14 protein-coding genes and 1 pseudogene are annotated in these 15,194 nt (G+C 73.0%); 11 read left to right on the forward strand and 4 right to left on the reverse strand.

Annotation, left to right across the window (positions count from 1 at the left end):
- Positions 1–15: 15 nt before the first annotated feature.
- A complete protein-coding gene (locus ACH4OA_RS16380) occupies positions 16–1,644 on the reverse strand; it encodes a multicopper oxidase family protein (protein WP_397936949.1) in 1,629 nt (542 codons plus the stop codon).
- Positions 1,645–1,769: 125 nt separating this feature from the next.
- Positions 1,770–2,459 carry a lysophospholipid acyltransferase family protein gene (locus ACH4OA_RS16385; RefSeq protein ID WP_397969505.1) on the reverse strand — a complete coding sequence of 230 codons (690 nt, stop codon included), beginning with the start codon at positions 2,457–2,459 and terminating at the stop codon, positions 1,770–1,772.
- Positions 2,460–2,790: 331 nt separating this feature from the next.
- Between ACH4OA_RS16385 and ACH4OA_RS16390 the strand changes: the two genes are divergently transcribed.
- The 3 genes from ACH4OA_RS16390 to ACH4OA_RS16400 all read left to right on the forward strand — a co-directional run bounded on the left by ACH4OA_RS16390 (position 2,791) and on the right by ACH4OA_RS16400 (position 5,109).
- A complete protein-coding gene (locus ACH4OA_RS16390) occupies positions 2,791–3,966 on the forward strand; it encodes a glycerophosphodiester phosphodiesterase (protein ID WP_365882057.1) in 1,176 nt (391 codons plus the stop codon).
- 93 nt (positions 3,967–4,059) lie between these two features.
- Positions 4,060–4,566, forward strand: coding sequence for a sigma-70 family RNA polymerase sigma factor (locus tag ACH4OA_RS16395; RefSeq protein WP_365941778.1), 507 nt, complete (start codon positions 4,060–4,062; stop codon positions 4,564–4,566).
- A gap of 45 nt (positions 4,567–4,611) precedes the next feature.
- Positions 4,612–5,109 carry a GNAT family N-acetyltransferase gene (locus ACH4OA_RS16400; protein WP_397969594.1) on the forward strand — a complete coding sequence of 166 codons (498 nt, stop codon included), beginning with the start codon at positions 4,612–4,614 and terminating at the stop codon, positions 5,107–5,109.
- A 59-nt stretch (positions 5,110–5,168) separates the two neighbouring features.
- Here ACH4OA_RS16400 and ACH4OA_RS16405 read toward each other — a convergent pair whose 3' ends face one another.
- Together ACH4OA_RS16405 and ACH4OA_RS16410 are read right to left on the reverse strand one after the other, a co-directional pair.
- Positions 5,169–5,588, reverse strand: coding sequence for a hypothetical protein (locus ACH4OA_RS16405; RefSeq protein ID WP_365872011.1), 420 nt, complete (start codon positions 5,586–5,588; stop codon positions 5,169–5,171).
- 1 nt (position 5,589) lies between these two features.
- Positions 5,590–5,949 (reverse strand): hypothetical protein, encoded by a 360-nt coding sequence (locus ACH4OA_RS16410; protein WP_365872009.1) that lies wholly within the window; start codon positions 5,947–5,949, stop codon positions 5,590–5,592.
- Between the two features lie 69 nt (positions 5,950–6,018).
- On the opposite strand from ACH4OA_RS16410, the gene ACH4OA_RS16415 reads away from it, so the two are divergent.
- From ACH4OA_RS16415 to ACH4OA_RS16450, 8 genes and pseudogenes are all read left to right on the forward strand, one after another.
- Positions 6,019–6,669, forward strand: coding sequence for an HAD family hydrolase (locus ACH4OA_RS16415; RefSeq protein WP_397969507.1), 651 nt, complete (start codon positions 6,019–6,021; stop codon positions 6,667–6,669).
- A gap of 288 nt (positions 6,670–6,957) precedes the next feature.
- The gene (locus ACH4OA_RS16420) at positions 6,958–8,049 is read left to right on the forward strand and encodes an ATP-binding cassette domain-containing protein (protein ID WP_365872005.1); all 1,092 of its coding nucleotides are present in this window, start codon (positions 6,958–6,960) and stop codon (positions 8,047–8,049) included.
- Complete coding sequence (locus ACH4OA_RS16425) at positions 8,046–8,783, forward strand: methionine ABC transporter permease (protein WP_397969509.1); 738 nt, start codon at positions 8,046–8,048, stop codon at positions 8,781–8,783. The genes ACH4OA_RS16420 and ACH4OA_RS16425 overlap by 4 nt, the downstream gene beginning before the upstream one ends.
- A gap of 65 nt (positions 8,784–8,848) precedes the next feature.
- Positions 8,849–9,679 (forward strand): MetQ/NlpA family ABC transporter substrate-binding protein, encoded by an 831-nt coding sequence (locus ACH4OA_RS16430; protein WP_365872001.1) that lies wholly within the window; start codon positions 8,849–8,851, stop codon positions 9,677–9,679.
- Between the two features lie 22 nt (positions 9,680–9,701).
- On the forward strand, positions 9,702–10,523 hold the full coding sequence (locus ACH4OA_RS16435; RefSeq protein WP_397969511.1) for a MetQ/NlpA family ABC transporter substrate-binding protein: 822 nt from the start codon (positions 9,702–9,704) through the stop codon (positions 10,521–10,523).
- A 163-nt stretch (positions 10,524–10,686) separates the two neighbouring features.
- A complete protein-coding gene (locus ACH4OA_RS16440; RefSeq protein ID WP_365871997.1) occupies positions 10,687–11,325 on the forward strand; it encodes a GNAT family N-acetyltransferase in 639 nt (212 codons plus the stop codon).
- Positions 11,326–11,431: 106 nt separating this feature from the next.
- Positions 11,432–12,673, forward strand: a complete 1,242-nt coding sequence (cbiE, locus tag ACH4OA_RS16445) for a precorrin-6y C5,15-methyltransferase (decarboxylating) subunit CbiE (RefSeq protein ID WP_365871995.1) — start codon at positions 11,432–11,434, stop codon at positions 12,671–12,673.
- Between the two features lie 378 nt (positions 12,674–13,051).
- Positions 13,052–15,194: pseudogene (locus ACH4OA_RS16450) on the forward strand (5,6-dimethylbenzimidazole synthase); the annotation flags it as partial.

The following is a 15,194-nucleotide window of genomic DNA, read 5'->3' on the forward strand; positions in this document are numbered from 1 at the left end:
GGCCACCCCGTCGGGTCACTTCCGGTAGCCGAGCACCGTCATCATCCCGCTCTCCGAGTGGTACTGGTTGTGGCAGTGCAGCATCCACAGCCCCGGATTGTCGGCGTCGAAGTCGATCACCAGCTTCCGGTGCGGCAGCACCAGCGCGGTGTCCTTGCGCGCGCCCACGCCGTCCAGGCCGGTCACCGCGAAGGTGTGCCCGTGCAGGTGCATCGGATGCCACATGTCCGTGGCGTTGATGAGGGTGAGCCGGACCCGCTCGCCGGCCCGGACCGGATGGCGCTGGCGCGGGGAGTAGTCCTGGTGGTCGAAGCCCCAGTCGAACTTCGCCATGCTGCCGGTGATCCTGATGCGCATCTCGCGGTCGGGGCGGCGGTCGCCGAGGGCGACGGAGTCGTGCGGCAGCAGCCGGCGCGCGGGGACGGTGTTGCCGTCGAGTTCGCGCGGGCGGGCGTCGGCCGTGGGCAGGCTCCGGTTGCCCTTGTCGGTCCGCAGGACGGCGAGGGCCTTGCCCTTCTTGCCCTCGGGGAGCGCGACCAGCGGGAAGACACCGTCCCGCGCGGTGATCAGCACGTCGTAGCGCTCCGCCATGCCGATGAGCAGGGCGTCGGTCTGCTTGTGCTTCACCGGATAGCCGTCGGTGTGCGTGATGGTCATCTTGTGGTCGCCCAGCGCCACCCGGAAGGCCGTCTCGGAGCCGGCGTTGATGATGCGCAGCCGCACCCGGTCGCCGGGCCGGCAGCGGAACACCGACGGGTCGGCCGGCAGGTGGCCGTTGACGAGGTAGTGGGGATAGGCGACGCTGCCGCCCTCGCTGTGCAGGATGCGGCTGTAGGACTTGTGCAGCACCCGGTTGGGGCCGGCGGACTTCGCGGACGGGTGCGCCTTGCCGGAGTGACGGGGGTCCGGGCTGCCGTGAGAGGGGCCCATGGCCATGCCGCCCATGTCCATGGCGCCGCCGGGCTTGAGCTGTTCGAGGACGTTGTCGGGGGTGGAGCCGTCCACGCCGTCGAGCCAGTCGTCCAGCACCACCACCCACTCCTTGTCGTAGGAGAGGGGCTCCTTGGGGTCCTCCACGACGAGCGGGGCGTACAGGGCCCGGTCGGGCTGCATGCCGACGTGCGAGTGGAGCAGGTAGGTGCCCGGGTGCTTGACGGTGAAGCGGTAGCGGAAGTCGTCGCCGGGGTGGATGGCCCGCTGGGTCAGGTCCGGCACGCCGTCCATGTCGCAGCGCAGCCGCACCCCGTGGGAGTGCAGCGTGGTCATGGCGGGCAGCCGGTTGGCGAGCGTCAGGTCGAGCACGTCCCCGGCGGTGACCCGGACCAGCGGGCCCGGCACCTCCTCGTTGTACGCCCAGGTCCGCACGGACCGGCCGCCGAGGTCCAGCCTGGCTTCCTCGGCGGTGAACCGGAACGTGCGCACGCGGCCGGCCCCGCGTCTCCGCTCGGCGGCCAGCACCTCCGGGTCCGACGGATTGACGTACCCCCGGGGCCCGGGCGGTACGAACTTCTCCGTGCCGCCGGGGTGTTGGGGGCCGGAACCGGACCCGGACCCGGGACCGGAACCGGTGCAGGCGGCCAGGAGCCCCGCGCCGGCGGCGGCGATCGGGGTACGGATCAGGGTACGCCGAGAAGGTGTGAACATGCCTAAATAAGACATGTTGGGCGCCCGGATGGCCCGGTGATGCGGCCGAATGCACGAAGTGTCGGGCACAGATTCCACCGGCAGGCGGAGGGGCGGGGTCCGCCGCGCCCGCCGCCGACGGAGTCTCAGGCGGCCTTCGCCTTCGTGGCGTACATGTCCACGTACTCCTGCCCGGACAGCCGCATCACCTCGGCCATCACCGAGTCCGTCACCGCCCGCAGCACGTACCGGTCGCGGTCCATGCCGTCGTAGCGGGAGAACTCCATGGGCTCGCCGAACCGGATGGTGACCCGGCCCGGCCGCGGGATGCCCCGGCCGGACGGCTGGAGCTTGTCCGTGCCGATCATGGCGAACGGCACCACCGGCGCGCCGGTCATCAGCGTCAGCCGCGCGATCCCGGTGCGCCCCCGGTACAGCCGGCCGTCGGGCGAGCGCGTGCCCTCGGGGTAGATCCCGAAGACCCTGCCCTCCTCCAGGATGCGGCGCCCGGTCATCAGCGCCGCCACCCCGCCGTTCGCCCCGTCCCGGTCCACCGGGACCATGCCGACGCCGGTGAAGAACCAGGCCATCAGCCGTCCCTTGACGCCCTTGCCGGTGACGTACTCGTCCTTGCCGATGAAGTGCACCTGCCGCTTGGTGGCCAGCGGCAGCAGGACCGAGTCGATGAACGTCAGGTGGTTGCCGGCCAGAATGACCGGGCCGTCGCCGGGGATGCGCTCCGCGCCCTCCACCTGGAAGCGGAACATCAGGCGCATGATCGGTCCGAGCACTGCCTTGATGAGCGCGAAGCGGGACAACGGGTCCTCCGATGTCAAGGGGGGCGATATGAGTCTGTGCAGGTGAGGACATTACTCGCGGCCCAGGTCCCGGCGCACATCGAGGACGGGCGGTTCACCGATGCCTTACGAAGTGTTGACGCGGGTTTACCTGCGGTCGCGCACCGGGGACGGCGTGTGACGGCCGTGCCGGGATGTGACGGACATCGCTCGGATCCGGCACGGTCCGCGCGCCGGCGCACCCCTCGCTGTCCGCCGTCCTCCGGCCACCCGTCCGCACCCGTGTGTTCGGCCCGGAGCCTCCCTTCGGTCATGTGTGCGCCCCTACGATCGGCGCGCACCGACGAACCGCGACGGCAGGAGGGCGCTCATGAGCGGCGACCAGGGGAACGGGCAGACGCAGGGAACGGCACGGCGGGCGCTCCTCGGCGCCGCCGCGCTCGGCGCGGGCGGAGCGGTCCTCGGACTGCCCGGTGCCGCCCGGGCCGCCGGGACCCGGCCGGCCGGGCACGGGGGCCGCGGGCTGAAGGGCCTGCCGGTGCCCACGGTCATCGGGCACCGGGGAGCCAGCGGCTACCGTCCCGAGCACACCTTCGGCTCCTACGAACTGGCCCTGGACCTCGGCGCCGACGTGGTCGAGGCCGGCGACCTGGTCCCCACCAGGGACGGCCACCTGGTCTGCCGGCACGAACCGGAGATCGGCGGCACCACGGACGTCGCCGCCCACCCGGAGTTCGCCGGCCGCAAGACCACCAAGGTGCTCGACGGCGTGCCCACCACCGGCTGGTTCACCGAGGACTTCACGCTCGCCGAGCTGAAGACGCTGCGCGCCGTCGAGCGCATCCCGGCCAACCGGCCGCACAACACCCTCTACGACGGCCGCTGGCAGATCCCCACCTTCGAAGAGGTCCTGAGGTGGCAGGACGAGCAGACCCGCAAGCGCGGCAGGCAGGTCTGGATCTACCCGGAGACCAAGCACCCCACCTACTTCCGCGAGCGGGGCCTCGGCCTGGAGGAGCGGGTGGCCAAGCTGCTGCGCCGGCACGGCAAGGACGGCCGGAACTCGCCGGTCATCCTCCAGTCCTTCGAGCCCACCAGCATCCAGCGGCTCAACCGGCTGGTCGACAACCCGCTGGTCGTCCTGCTCTCCTCGGCCGGCAGCCGGCCGTACGACTTCGTGGCGGCGAACGACCCGCGGACGGTCGCCGACCTCGTCACGCCGGCGGGCCTGCGGGAGATCGCCGGCTACGCGCAGGGCATCGGCCCCACCCTGGACCTGGTCGTCCCGAGGAAGGCGGACGGCACCCTCGCCGAGCCGACCACCCTCGTCCCCGACGCGCACCGGGTGGGCCTGCTCGTGCACCCCTACACCGTGCGCAACGAGAACCCCTTCCTGCCCGCCGAGTACCGCAAGGGCACCGCCGCCGACGGCTACGGCGACGTCTTCGGCGCCTTCAAGCGGTACTTCGCGACCGGCATCGACGGCGTCTTCACCGACAACGCCGACACCGGAGTGCTCGCCCGCGCCGACTTCCTGGCCGGCTGACGGCGTCAACCCGCCGCACCACACGGCACCTCGTTCGAGGTGACTGCGCGCCGCCCCGGCAACCCGCCGCCGGGGCGGCTCGTCGTTCCGCATATGACCGCCGATCTGGTAGCCGCCCTGCGCCCCCTGCTGTCCGCCGAGGCCGCCGCCGAGGCATATGCCTCGGGAGACGAGCCGGGGGACCTGGAACAGGCCGTCTGGCTGCGGCTGCTGGAGCGGCTGGCGGCCGACGGGCCGCCGCCGGACCCGTCCGGCTGGCTGCGCCGGGCGGTGCGCGCCGAGGCCCGCCGCGGCCGCCGCGCCACCCGCCGTGAACGGCCGTACGACGGCGAGCCCGCCGACGTCCTGCGCCCCGGCCCCGAACAGCGCCTGCTGACCGCCGCCCGGCACCGCGCCCTCAGGGAGGCGGTCGGCCGGCTGCCCGGCCGCTGCCCCCGCCTGCTGGAGGCGCTGCTGTCGCCGGCGGACCTCACCTACCGGGAGATCGCGGGGGAGTTGGGTATCTCACAGGGCAGTCTCGGACCGGAACGCTCCAAATGCCTGGGATGTCTGCGTCGTTTGCTTCCACCGGAGGTTGCGGCGTGCGCGGCGCGGGGATAGGAGTGGGGGACGACAGGTGATCAGGTGAGCGGGAGGCGTGCGCACATGGGCATGAGCGTGACCATCTCGGCGGCGACCGGGCAGGACGCGGAGCAGATCTTCAGACTCCAGTACCTGTGCTTCCAGAGCGAGGCCGCGTTGTACGGCAACTACCGCATCGACCCGCTCGTGCAGAGCCTGGACTCCGTCCGCCGGGAAGTGGACTCCGACTGCGTCTTCGTCGCCCGGCTCGGCGAGGAGGTCGTCGGCTCGGTGCGCGGCGCGGTGACCGAGGACGGCGCGGCGGCGATCGGCAAGCTGTGCGTCCACCCCCGCCTCCAGGGCCACGGCATCGGCGCCCGGCTGCTGAGCGCGGCGGAGTCGGCGCTGGCGGAGCGGCACGGCGCCACCCGGTTCCGCCTCCACACCGGCCACCGCAGCGAGGGCAACCTCCGCCTGTACCGCCGCGTCGGCTACGAGACGGTGGGCCGGGTCAAGGGCGGCGACGGCGTGGAGCTGATCATCCTGGAGAAGCAGACGGAGCAGTACGCGCAGACGGCCTGAGCGCCCGCGCCGCCCGCACGGTGCGCGGGCGGCCGCGGCGGCCCGCGCCCGTCACCCCGTCAAGCGGCCTGTCGCGCGGGCGCCTTGCGCAGCCAGTACAGCGCGGACAGCGGCAGCAGCACGGGGATGAAGACGTACCCCATCCCGTACTGCGACCACACGGTCGCGTCCGGGAACGCGGACGGCTCGACCAGGGTCCACGTGCCGACCACCAGCACCCCCGCCAGCTCGGCGGCACAGCACACCAGCGCCGCCCGGCGGGCCCGTTCCCCGCCGCGCACCAGCGTGTACGTGATGAACGCGTACACCAGACCCGCCACGGCCGACAGCGCGTACGCCAGCGGCGCCCGGTCGAACTCCGTGGCGATCTGGTACGCGGAACGCGACACCGCGCCGACCACCATCACGCCGTAGAACCAGACGAGCAGCATGCCCGGCCCGCTGATCAGCCGGGCCGGCTTCTCCTGCACCGCCGTCATCTCAGCCTCCCCAGATGTCGTAGAGCCGCACTTCCAGGACGGCCAGCACCACACCGCCCGCGGCCACCGTCACCGAGCCCCAGCGGGACCGCTCGGCCAGCGACATCAGACCCGCGGCCGGAACGCACGCGAACGCGCCCAGCAGGTACGCCACGAAGATCGTCGTCCCCTGCTCCGGTTTGCCGCCCCGCGCCAGCTGCACGATCCCGACCGCGAGCTGGACGGCGGCCAGCAGCGACACCACGGCCATGCCGATGAAGTGCCAGTCCTTCGTCGGCTGGCCGCGGTAGGCGGCCCAGCCGCACCAGGCGGCGAGGAGCAGCGCGGCGACCCCGGTCACCAGCGTCAGGGCGTTGAGCATGCCGTGACCTTAATACGGCCGAAACGGACCCGGGCCGCCGCCCCCGCCGAACGCCGTAGGGTCTGGACCATGACGATCCACGCACACGCCCTCCTGTTCGACAACGACGGCACCCTCGTCTCCTCGCTCGACTCCGTCGAGCGCTGCTGGACCCGCTGGGCCGGGGAGTACGGGATCACCGCGGAGGAGTTCGCCCGCGTGGAACTGCACGGACGCCCGGCCACCGAGATCGTCGCCGACCTGCTGCCCGCGCACCTGGTGCCGGAGGCGGTCGCCCGGGTCGAGCAGCTGGAGGTCGAGGACGTGCCGGACGGCGGGGTGCGGCTGCTGCCCGGCACCCGCGCGTTCCTGGACGCCCTGCCCGCCGACCGCTGGGCCGTGGTCACCTCCGCCACCCGGCGCCTGGCCGAGGCCCGCCTGGGCGCCGTCGGCATCACCCCGAAGGCCCTGGTCACCTCCGACGACGTCACCCGCGGCAAGCCCGACCCCGAGCCCTATCTGCTGGCCGCCCGGCAGCTCGGCGTGGACCCCGCCGGGTGCGTCGTCTTCGAGGACGCCCCCGCCGGACTGCGGGCCGGCCGCGCCGCCGGCATGACCACCGTGGCGTTGGCCACAACCCACCGGGCGGCGGACCTGGACGCCGATCTGGTGGTCCGCGACCTGTCGGCCCTGTCCGCCCTGGTCACCGACCGCGGCCTGGAGATATCCGTCCGCCGCTGAGGCCGCGGCCCGCACTGTCCGCCGCTGTCCATCATCCGGACAGCGGCGACCGGCCGGGACCGCCGGTCTGGTTTACTGAACGCATGACCACGACGAGCTGCCGCACCCTTGCGACCGAGGCGACCATGACGCCCGGTGCTCGTTGTATGTGTCGCCTGATGTGTCGAATGTGCGCCTTCTAGAGGGCCCCCGCATCAGCTGAGCCTCGCGCCCCGAAGCGAGAGCCGTGGCATGTCCGTGCGCCGCAGGCCGTACGAGACGCACGACCACCCTCCATGTCGCAACCGCATGCACCCGTGTCCGGGCACACCCACGCCCGCGCACTCGACAGTGACGGAAACCCACGTGATCACCACCTCGGGCCTGACCAAGGTCTACCGCTCCCGCGGCCGTGAGGTCACCGCCCTCGACGGCGTCGACCTGCACGTCCGCGAAGGCGAGGTCTACGGCGTCATCGGCCAGTCCGGCGCCGGCAAGTCCTCCCTCATCCGCTGCGTCAACCTGCTGGAGCGCCCCACCTCCGGCACCGTGACCGTCGCCGGACAGGACCTCACCGCCCTGGCCGGACGCGGCCCGCGCGCCGGCCGGGAGCTGCGCCGCGCCCGCAGCCGGATCGGCATGGTCTTCCAGCACTTCAACCTGCTGTCCTCGCGGACCGTGCAGGACAACGTCGAGCTGCCCCTGGAGATCCTCGGCACGTCCGGCAAGGAGCGCTCCCGCAAGGCGCTGGAACTGCTGGACCTGGTGGGCCTCGCGGACAAGGCCAAGGCCTATCCCGCCCAGCTCTCCGGCGGCCAGAAGCAGCGCGTCGGCATCGCCCGCGCCCTGGCCGGCGATCCCAAGGTGCTGCTCTCCGACGAGGCCACCAGCGCCCTCGACCCGGAGACCACCCGCTCCATCCTCCAGCTGCTGCGCGACCTGAACCGGCAGCTCGGCCTGACCGTCCTGCTCATCACCCACGAGATGGACGTCGTGAAGTCGGTCTGCGACTCCGCCGCGCTGATGGAGCGGGGCCGGATCGTGGAGTCCGGCACGGTCAGCGAGCTGCTGGCCACCCCGGGCTCCGAGCTGGCCGCCGCCCTGTTCCCGGTGAGCGGCGAGGCCACCGGCGACGACCGGACCGTCCTCGACGTCACCTTCCACGGCGAGAGCGCCACCCAGCCGGTCGTCTCCCAGCTCGCGCGCACCTACAACATCGACATCTCCATCCTCGGTGCCGCCATCGACACCGTCGGCGGCCTCCAGGTCGGCCGGATGCGCATCGAACTGCCCGGCCGCTACGAGGACAACGTGGTGCCGGTCGGGTTCCTGCGCGAACAGGGCCTGCAGATCGACGTCGTGGGCCAGGACGCCCCGCTGGTGAAGGAAGGTGCCAAGTGACCTGGTCGGAGATGCAGCCGCTGCTGTCGCAGGCGTGTACCGAGACGCTCACCATGGTGCTCTGGTCCACCCTGATCGCCATCGTCGCCGGCCTGCCCCTCGGCATCCTGCTGGTCCTCACGGACCGGGACGGCCTGCTGCAGAACGTCGTCGCCAACAAGGTGATCGGCCAGATCGTGAACGTCGGCCGGTCCATGCCGTTCATCATCCTGATGGTCGCGCTGATGAGCTTCACCCGCTGGGTCACCGGCACGACGATCGGCACCACCGCGGCGATCGTGCCGCTCGCCATCGGCGGCATCCCCTTCTTCGCCCGCCTGGTGGAGACGGCCGTCCGCGAGGTGGACCACGGGCTCGTCGAGGCCGTGCAGTCCATGGGCGGCAGCACCTGGACGATCGTCCGCAAGGTCCTCGTCCCCGAGTCCCTGCCCTCGCTGATCGCCAGCACCACCACCACGGTCATCGCGCTCATCGGCTACTCCGCCATGGCCGGCACGGTCGGCGGCGGCGGCCTCGGCGACCTCGCCGTCCGCTACGGCTACCAGCGCTTCGAGACCGAACTGATGTGGATCACCGTGGCGATCCTCGCCGTCGTCATCTCCCTGATCCAGTTCGCCGGCGACTTCGCGGCCCGCTCCCTGCACCGCCGCGGCGCCCACTCCGGACCCGCGCCCAAGCTGCGCCTGCTGAAGGCCGGGGAACCCGCGGCGGCCGACATCAGCAAGGTCGCGTAAGGACCCACAGGCTCCCCGGTCGCCCGTACCCGGGGTCGCACCACCCTTAAGGAAAGGCACTTTTCGTGCGTAACACCGCCAAGCTCACCACCGCCGTCCTCGCCGCCGGAGCCCTCACCCTCGGGCTGACCGCGTGCGGCAACGACAAGGACTCCGGCTCCTCCGACACCAGCGGCCCGCTGGTCGTCGCCGCGAGCCCCACCCCGCACGCCGAGATCCTCGACTTCGTCAAGGACAAGCTGGCGAAGAAGGCGGGCCTCGACCTGGAGGTCAAGGAGTTCACCGACTACATCACGCCGAACACGGCGACCGAGGACGGCTCGGTGGACGCCAACTACTTCCAGAACCAGCCGTACCTCGACGACTTCAACAGCAAGCGCGGCACCCACATCGTGCCCGTCGTCACGGTGCACCTGGAACCGCTCGGCCTCTACTCCCACAAGGTCAAGAAGGCCGACGCCCTCAAGAGCGGTGCGACCATCGCCGTCCCGAACGACGCCGTCAACGAGGCCCGCGCCCTGAAGCTGCTCGCCGGCAACGGGCTGATCACCCTCAAGGACGGCGTCGGCAACGAGGCCACCCCGCAGGACATCACCAAGAACCCCAAGAACCTCAAGTTCAAGGAAGTCGAGGCGGCCCAGACCCCGCGCTCCCTGGACGACGTGGACGCGGCCGTGGTCAACGGCAACTACGCCATATCCTCCGGCCTGAAGCCCGCCAAGGACGCCCTCGTCCTGGAGTCCCCGAAGAACAACCCCTACGGCAACTTCCTCGCCGTGAAGAAGGGCAACGAGAAGGACCCGCGGGTCACCAAGCTGGCCAAGCTGCTCACCTCGCCCGAGGTCAAGAAGTTCATCGAGGACAAGTACCAGGGCTCGGTCATCCCGTCCTTCTAGCCGGCCCGGGGGGATCGAAGCCATGCGCACGTCCGTCGTCACCGTGGCGGTCCTGGCCCTCGGCCTGACCGCCTGCGGCTCCGGCTCGGACTCCGGCAGCGGCGGTGGCAAGGACGACACGCTCGTCGTCGGCGCCACCGCCGTCCCGGCCGGCGAGGTGCTCACCTACGTCAGGGACCACCTCGCCGCCAAGGCCGGACTGAAGCTGGAGGTCAAGGAGTTCACGGACTACGTCCTGCCGAACACCGCCCTCCAGGAGGGCGAGCTGGACGCCAACCTCTACCAGAACCAGCCCTTCCTGGACGACTTCAACGAGTCCAAGGGCACCGACCTGGTCTCCGTCGTCAAGCCCTACCTGCCGCCCATGGGCGTCTACTCGCACCGGGCGAAGAACGTCACCAAGCTGGCCGACGGAGCCACCGTCGCCGTGCCCAACGACGTCACCAACGAGGGCCGCGCCCTGAAGCTGCTGGCCGCCGGCGGCGTCATCGGGCTCAAGCCCGGCGCCGGCACCGACGCGTCCCCCGCGGACGTCACGGACAACCCCCGGCACCTGCGGTTCAGGGAACTGGAGGCCGCCCAGCTGCCCCGCTCGCTCGACGACGTGGACGCCGCGGTCATCAACAACAACTACGCCCAGGACGCGGGCCTCAGCCCCACCAAGGACGCGATCCTGCTGGAGTCGGCGCGGAACAACCCCTACGCCAACCTCCTAGCCGTCAGACGCGGCAACGAGGACGACCCCCGGGTGCGCACACTGGCCCGGCTGCTCCTCTCACCCGAGGTACGCGCGTTCCTCAAGGACAAGTACCACGGGTCCGTCCTGCCGGCGACCGGCGGCTGACGGCACGTACGGGGCGTTTCCCGACGCGCGGGGTCCACTCCTCACCGAGGACTGGACCCCGTCGTGCGGTTCGGTGGTTTCATGCTGCATGCTGGGCAGTTCAGCGGGGCCCGGCGGCCCCGACGGTCTTCCGAGCGATTTTTTGAAGGTTACGGAGCGGCGCATGACGAGCACCTTCCCCAACATCTCCATCAGCACGGAGCGGTTGGTGCTGCGCCCCCTCGACGAGGACGACGCGCCCGCCCTGGCCGAGATGATGAACGACGAGCAGGTCGTCGCCTGGACCACCGTCCCGCACCCCTGCACCGAGACCAGGGCCCGCCACTGGATCACCCGGACCGCCCCCGGCGAACGCACCGAGGGCCACGGCATCGTCCTCGCCGTCACCGAGTTCCTCACCCAGCGGCTCGTCGGCCTCGTCCACCTGCGCAACACCGACTGGCGCGTCCTGTCCAGCGAACTGGCCTACGTCATCGCACCCTGGGCCCGCGGCGAGGGCTACGCCTCCGAAGCGGCCCTCGCCATCGCCCAGTGGCTCTTCCACGACCGGAAGTTCGAACGGCTCGAACTGCGCACCGCCGCCGACAACACCGCCTCCCAGCAGGTGGCCCAGAAGATCGGCTGCATCAGCGAGGGCGTCCTGCGCAACGCCTGGATAGCGCGCGCCAGGACCGAGGACGGCACCTGGACCGAGGTCCGCACGGACATCATCGTCTGGAGCCTGCTGCCCGAGGACCTCGCCGGCGTCAGCGAGCAGCCGGCCGACGCGAACGGTTTCACCTCCTACGCGGACTGGAACTGAGCACGCGGGCGAAGCGCCCGCGCCCCCACCGGGTACCCTCACGGAGCCCGCACCGGGCTCCGCCCCCTTTCGAAGACCTGCGCGCAACCACGGGAGACTGACGACGATGGCCGACCGGGTCACGGTGATCGGCTGGGACGGCTCGCCGCTGACCGCCGCGGCACGGGGCGCCCTCGGCGCCGCCACCCTCGTGGCCGGCGCCGCCCACCACCTGGCGCTGCCCGAGGTGCCGCCCGCCGCCGAACGCGTCCGCCTCGGCAGCGTCGCCCTGGCCGCCCGCCGCATCGCCGCCCACCGCGGCACCGCCGTCGTCCTCGCCGACGGCGACCCCGGCTTCTTCGGCGTCGTGCGCACCCTGCGCGCGCCCGAGTTCGGCCTGGAGGTCGAGGTCGTCCCGGCCGTCTCCGCCGTCGCCGCCGCCTTCGCCCGGGCCGGCATGCCCTGGGACGACGCCCAGGTCGTCGTCGCCCACCCGCGCACCCTGCGCCGCGCCGTGAACGTCTGCCGCGCCCACGCCAAGGTCGCCGTGCTCACCGCGCCGGGCGCCGGCCCCGCCGAACTCGGACTCCTGCTGGACGGCGTCCACCGCACCTTCGTCATCTGCGAGGAGCTGGGCACCGACCGCGAACAGGTCAGCGTCGTCACCTCCGACAAGGCCGCCGACCACACCTGGCGCGATCCCAACGTGGTCATCGTCATCGGCGGCCCGGCCGGCGCGGCGGAGGACGGCGGCTGGATCGCCGGGCGCGACCCGGGCACCGGCCCGCGCGGCTGGGTCCAGCCCGACGAGACCTACGGCGGCGGACCGGGCGGCGGTCCGGGTCCCGGGCTCGGCGAGGGCGAGACGGAACTGCTGCGCGCCGCCCAACTGGCCCGACTCGGCCCCCGGCTCGGCGACCTGGTGTGGGACATCGGCTGCGGCGGCGGCGCGTTCGCCACCGAGGCCGCGCGGGCCGGCGCCGCCGTCATCGCCGTCGACCACGACCCGGCCGCCTGCGCCCGCACCGAGGGCGCCGCCCGCCGGTTCGGGGTCCAGCTCCACATCGTCCACGGCGGCGCCCCGCACATCCTGGAGGACCTGCCCGAGCCGGACGTCGTACGGATCGGCGGCGGGGGACCGGCCGTCGTCTCCGCCGTCGCCGACCGCCGCCCGCAGCGCATCGTCACGCACGCGGCGACCCGCGACGCCGCCGAACGCGTCGGCCGCGACCTCACCGAGCACGGGTACCGGGTCGAGTGCGCCCTGCTCCAGTCCGTCGGGCTCGACACCCGGACCTGGACCGAGACCGAACGGAACGTCGCGTTCCTGCTCACCGGGGAACTCCCGCTGCGCGAACCGTCCCGCTGAGGGGCACGGCCGGGCGGGCCGGATCGCGCCCCGTGATCCGGTTGTCGTACCGCGCGCGGTAGGCTGGCCGATCGTTGTACCGCACCGGCGGCCCGGACTTCGTTCGCCAATGTCCGGATCGCGTGCCCGTTTTGGGTGGGTGGGGTACGGCGGAACCGGAGGACGCGCAACGTGGCGCAGTCCACAGCGGACTGTCGCGGATCATGCTGTCGCGACGGCGGAACGGCCGGGACAATGCCACTGAATGGCTTTGTCGCCTTTTCCGGCGGGTCGTTCGTGCCGCAGGGCACGGACGCTCGTTCTTCACTGCGGGGCGGTCGGTGCGCCGTTCCGGGTGAGCTGGTCGTAGAAGCACTAACCGATGGGCGAGGGGTACGCATGACGGACACCGGCCAGGTCCCGGGCGAGGGGCAGCCGGAGAGCGCAGGCATGGTGGAGCAGCCGGGCGTCCCCGCGCACGGCGCGTACACCTACCTCTCCGAGGCTCCCGCCGAGGACGAGGACCTGCTGCTGCCGGGTGCCCAGGGCGCGTGGGGCAACGAGGTACCGCCACCCGCTCCCGAACCGGTGGTGGAAGCCGTCCACGAGCCGGGCCCGCACGAGACGGCCGGCCGTGACACCGGCGCGGTCGACCTCAACGGGGTCCGCCTGCCCCACTCCGGCCCCGCCTCGGTCCCGCCGTCGCCCATCCTCTCGGCACCGCACGACCCGTCGGCCGCGCCCCAGCCGCGCCGTCCGCTGCACCTCGGCCCGCCGATCCCCGACGCCTCCGCCAGCCCGGTCCGCTCCCTCGCCGACCGTGGCCCCGCCGGCGCGCCGGTACGCCAGTCCGCCCCGCCGGCCGCCGGCCCCGAGTACCTCGACGCCCAGGCGCAGCCGGTCCCGCAGACCGCGGCCCCGTGGGGCCCGGCCCCCGCCGCCCCGGCACCGGCTGCCGAAACGGTTGACCCGGCCGTGTCCGCCCCGCCCGCCGAGCCCGCCGACGCGGCCCAGGCCACCATGGCCCGCCTCGCCGGCCAGGCGGCGGCTCAGGGCGCGTCCGGTGAGACCGGCCAGGTGCCCGTCGTGCACGGGCACGACGGGGTCCAGCCGGCGGACGCCCACGACGGCGTGTACACGGCACCGGCGGACGCCGAGGGGGGCGCCGTCACCGGCGCGGCCCCGGCGGAGCCGGCGGGGGAGCAGGGCCCGGTGCCCGCCCAGGGCGGCGCCGAGCAGGCGCCCGCGGCGCCGGACGCGCCTGTGGCGGACGCGGTGCAGCAGACCGTTCCGGCCGAGGCGACTCCGGCACAGGCGGCGCCGGACGACGCGCCGTCCGCCGACGCTGCCGCACAGCAGGTTCAGGTTGCGGAGAGCGCGCAGGCCGTGGAGGTCCCGCAGCACGCTGAGGCGGACGCTCCGCAGGCTGGGGAAGACGCCCAGGTGAACGCGGTTCAGGCTGTCGAAGCGCAGCCGGTGGCCGCGACGCCGCAGGCTGTCGACGCGGCGCTGCTCGCGGAGGGTGCGCAGGTCGCCGGGGGCGCGCAGGCTGCTGGGGTCCCGCAGCACGTGGAGGCGGCGCAGGCTGCGGAGGCGGTCCAGGCTGTGGACGGGCCGTACGTGGCTGGTGCCGCGCAGGCCGTGGAGGCACCGCAGGTTGTCGATGCCGCGCAGGTCGCCGAGGTCGCCGAGCACATCGAGGCGCCGCAGACCACCGACGCCGTGCAGACCGTGGAGGCGCCGCAGGCTGCCGACGCGGTGCTGTCCGCGGAGGATCCCCAGTTCGCTGAGGTCGCCGCCCAGCACCCGGAGGCGGCGCAAGTCACCGGCACCGCACAGACCGCCGAAGCGCTCCAGCCCGTGGACGCACCGCAGGCCACCGACGCCCCGCAGACGGTGGAGGCGCCGCAGGTTGTCGACACCTCGCAGGCCGTAGATGCGCCGCAGGCCATTCACGCCCCGCAGACGGTGGAAGCGCCGCAGGCCGTCGAACCCGCGCAGGCCGTGGACGCGCCGCAGGACTTCGACGTCCCGGAGGACGCGCAGTCGGCCGACACCGCGCAGGCCCCTGTCATCACGCCGCCCCAGGCTCCCGCCGACACCGTGCAGGCCTCCGCTGTCACGCCGCCCCAGGCTCCCGTCGAGGCCGAGGCCGAGACCGTCGACTCCGCCCAGGACGCGCCCGACACGGCTGCCACCCCGGGCGCGGTCGCCGCCCTCCCCGACGCGGTCGCCGTTCCCGGCGCGGCCCTGCCCGCCGAGGTGACTGCCGCCCAGGACGCGTCCGAAGCGGCCGTCGCCCCGGGCGAGGTCCAGCCGGCCGACGTGGTGACTCTCCCCGACATGGTCGCCGCCCCGGGCGCGGCCCTGCCCGCCGAGGCGGTCACCCCTCAGGACGCAGCGCCCTCCGCCGAGGCGGTGGCCGCCCAGGACGCGGCCCTGCCCGCTGACGTGGTCGCCCCCCAGGACGCGGCCCTGCCCGCAGAGGCGGTCACCCCTCAGGACGCAGCGCCCTCCGCCGAGGCGGTGGCCGCCCAGGACG

Origin of the sequence: Streptomyces sp. NPDC017095 (genome assembly GCF_044332325.1) — a bacterium.
GTDB lineage: Bacteria > Actinomycetota > Actinomycetes > Streptomycetales > Streptomycetaceae > Streptomyces.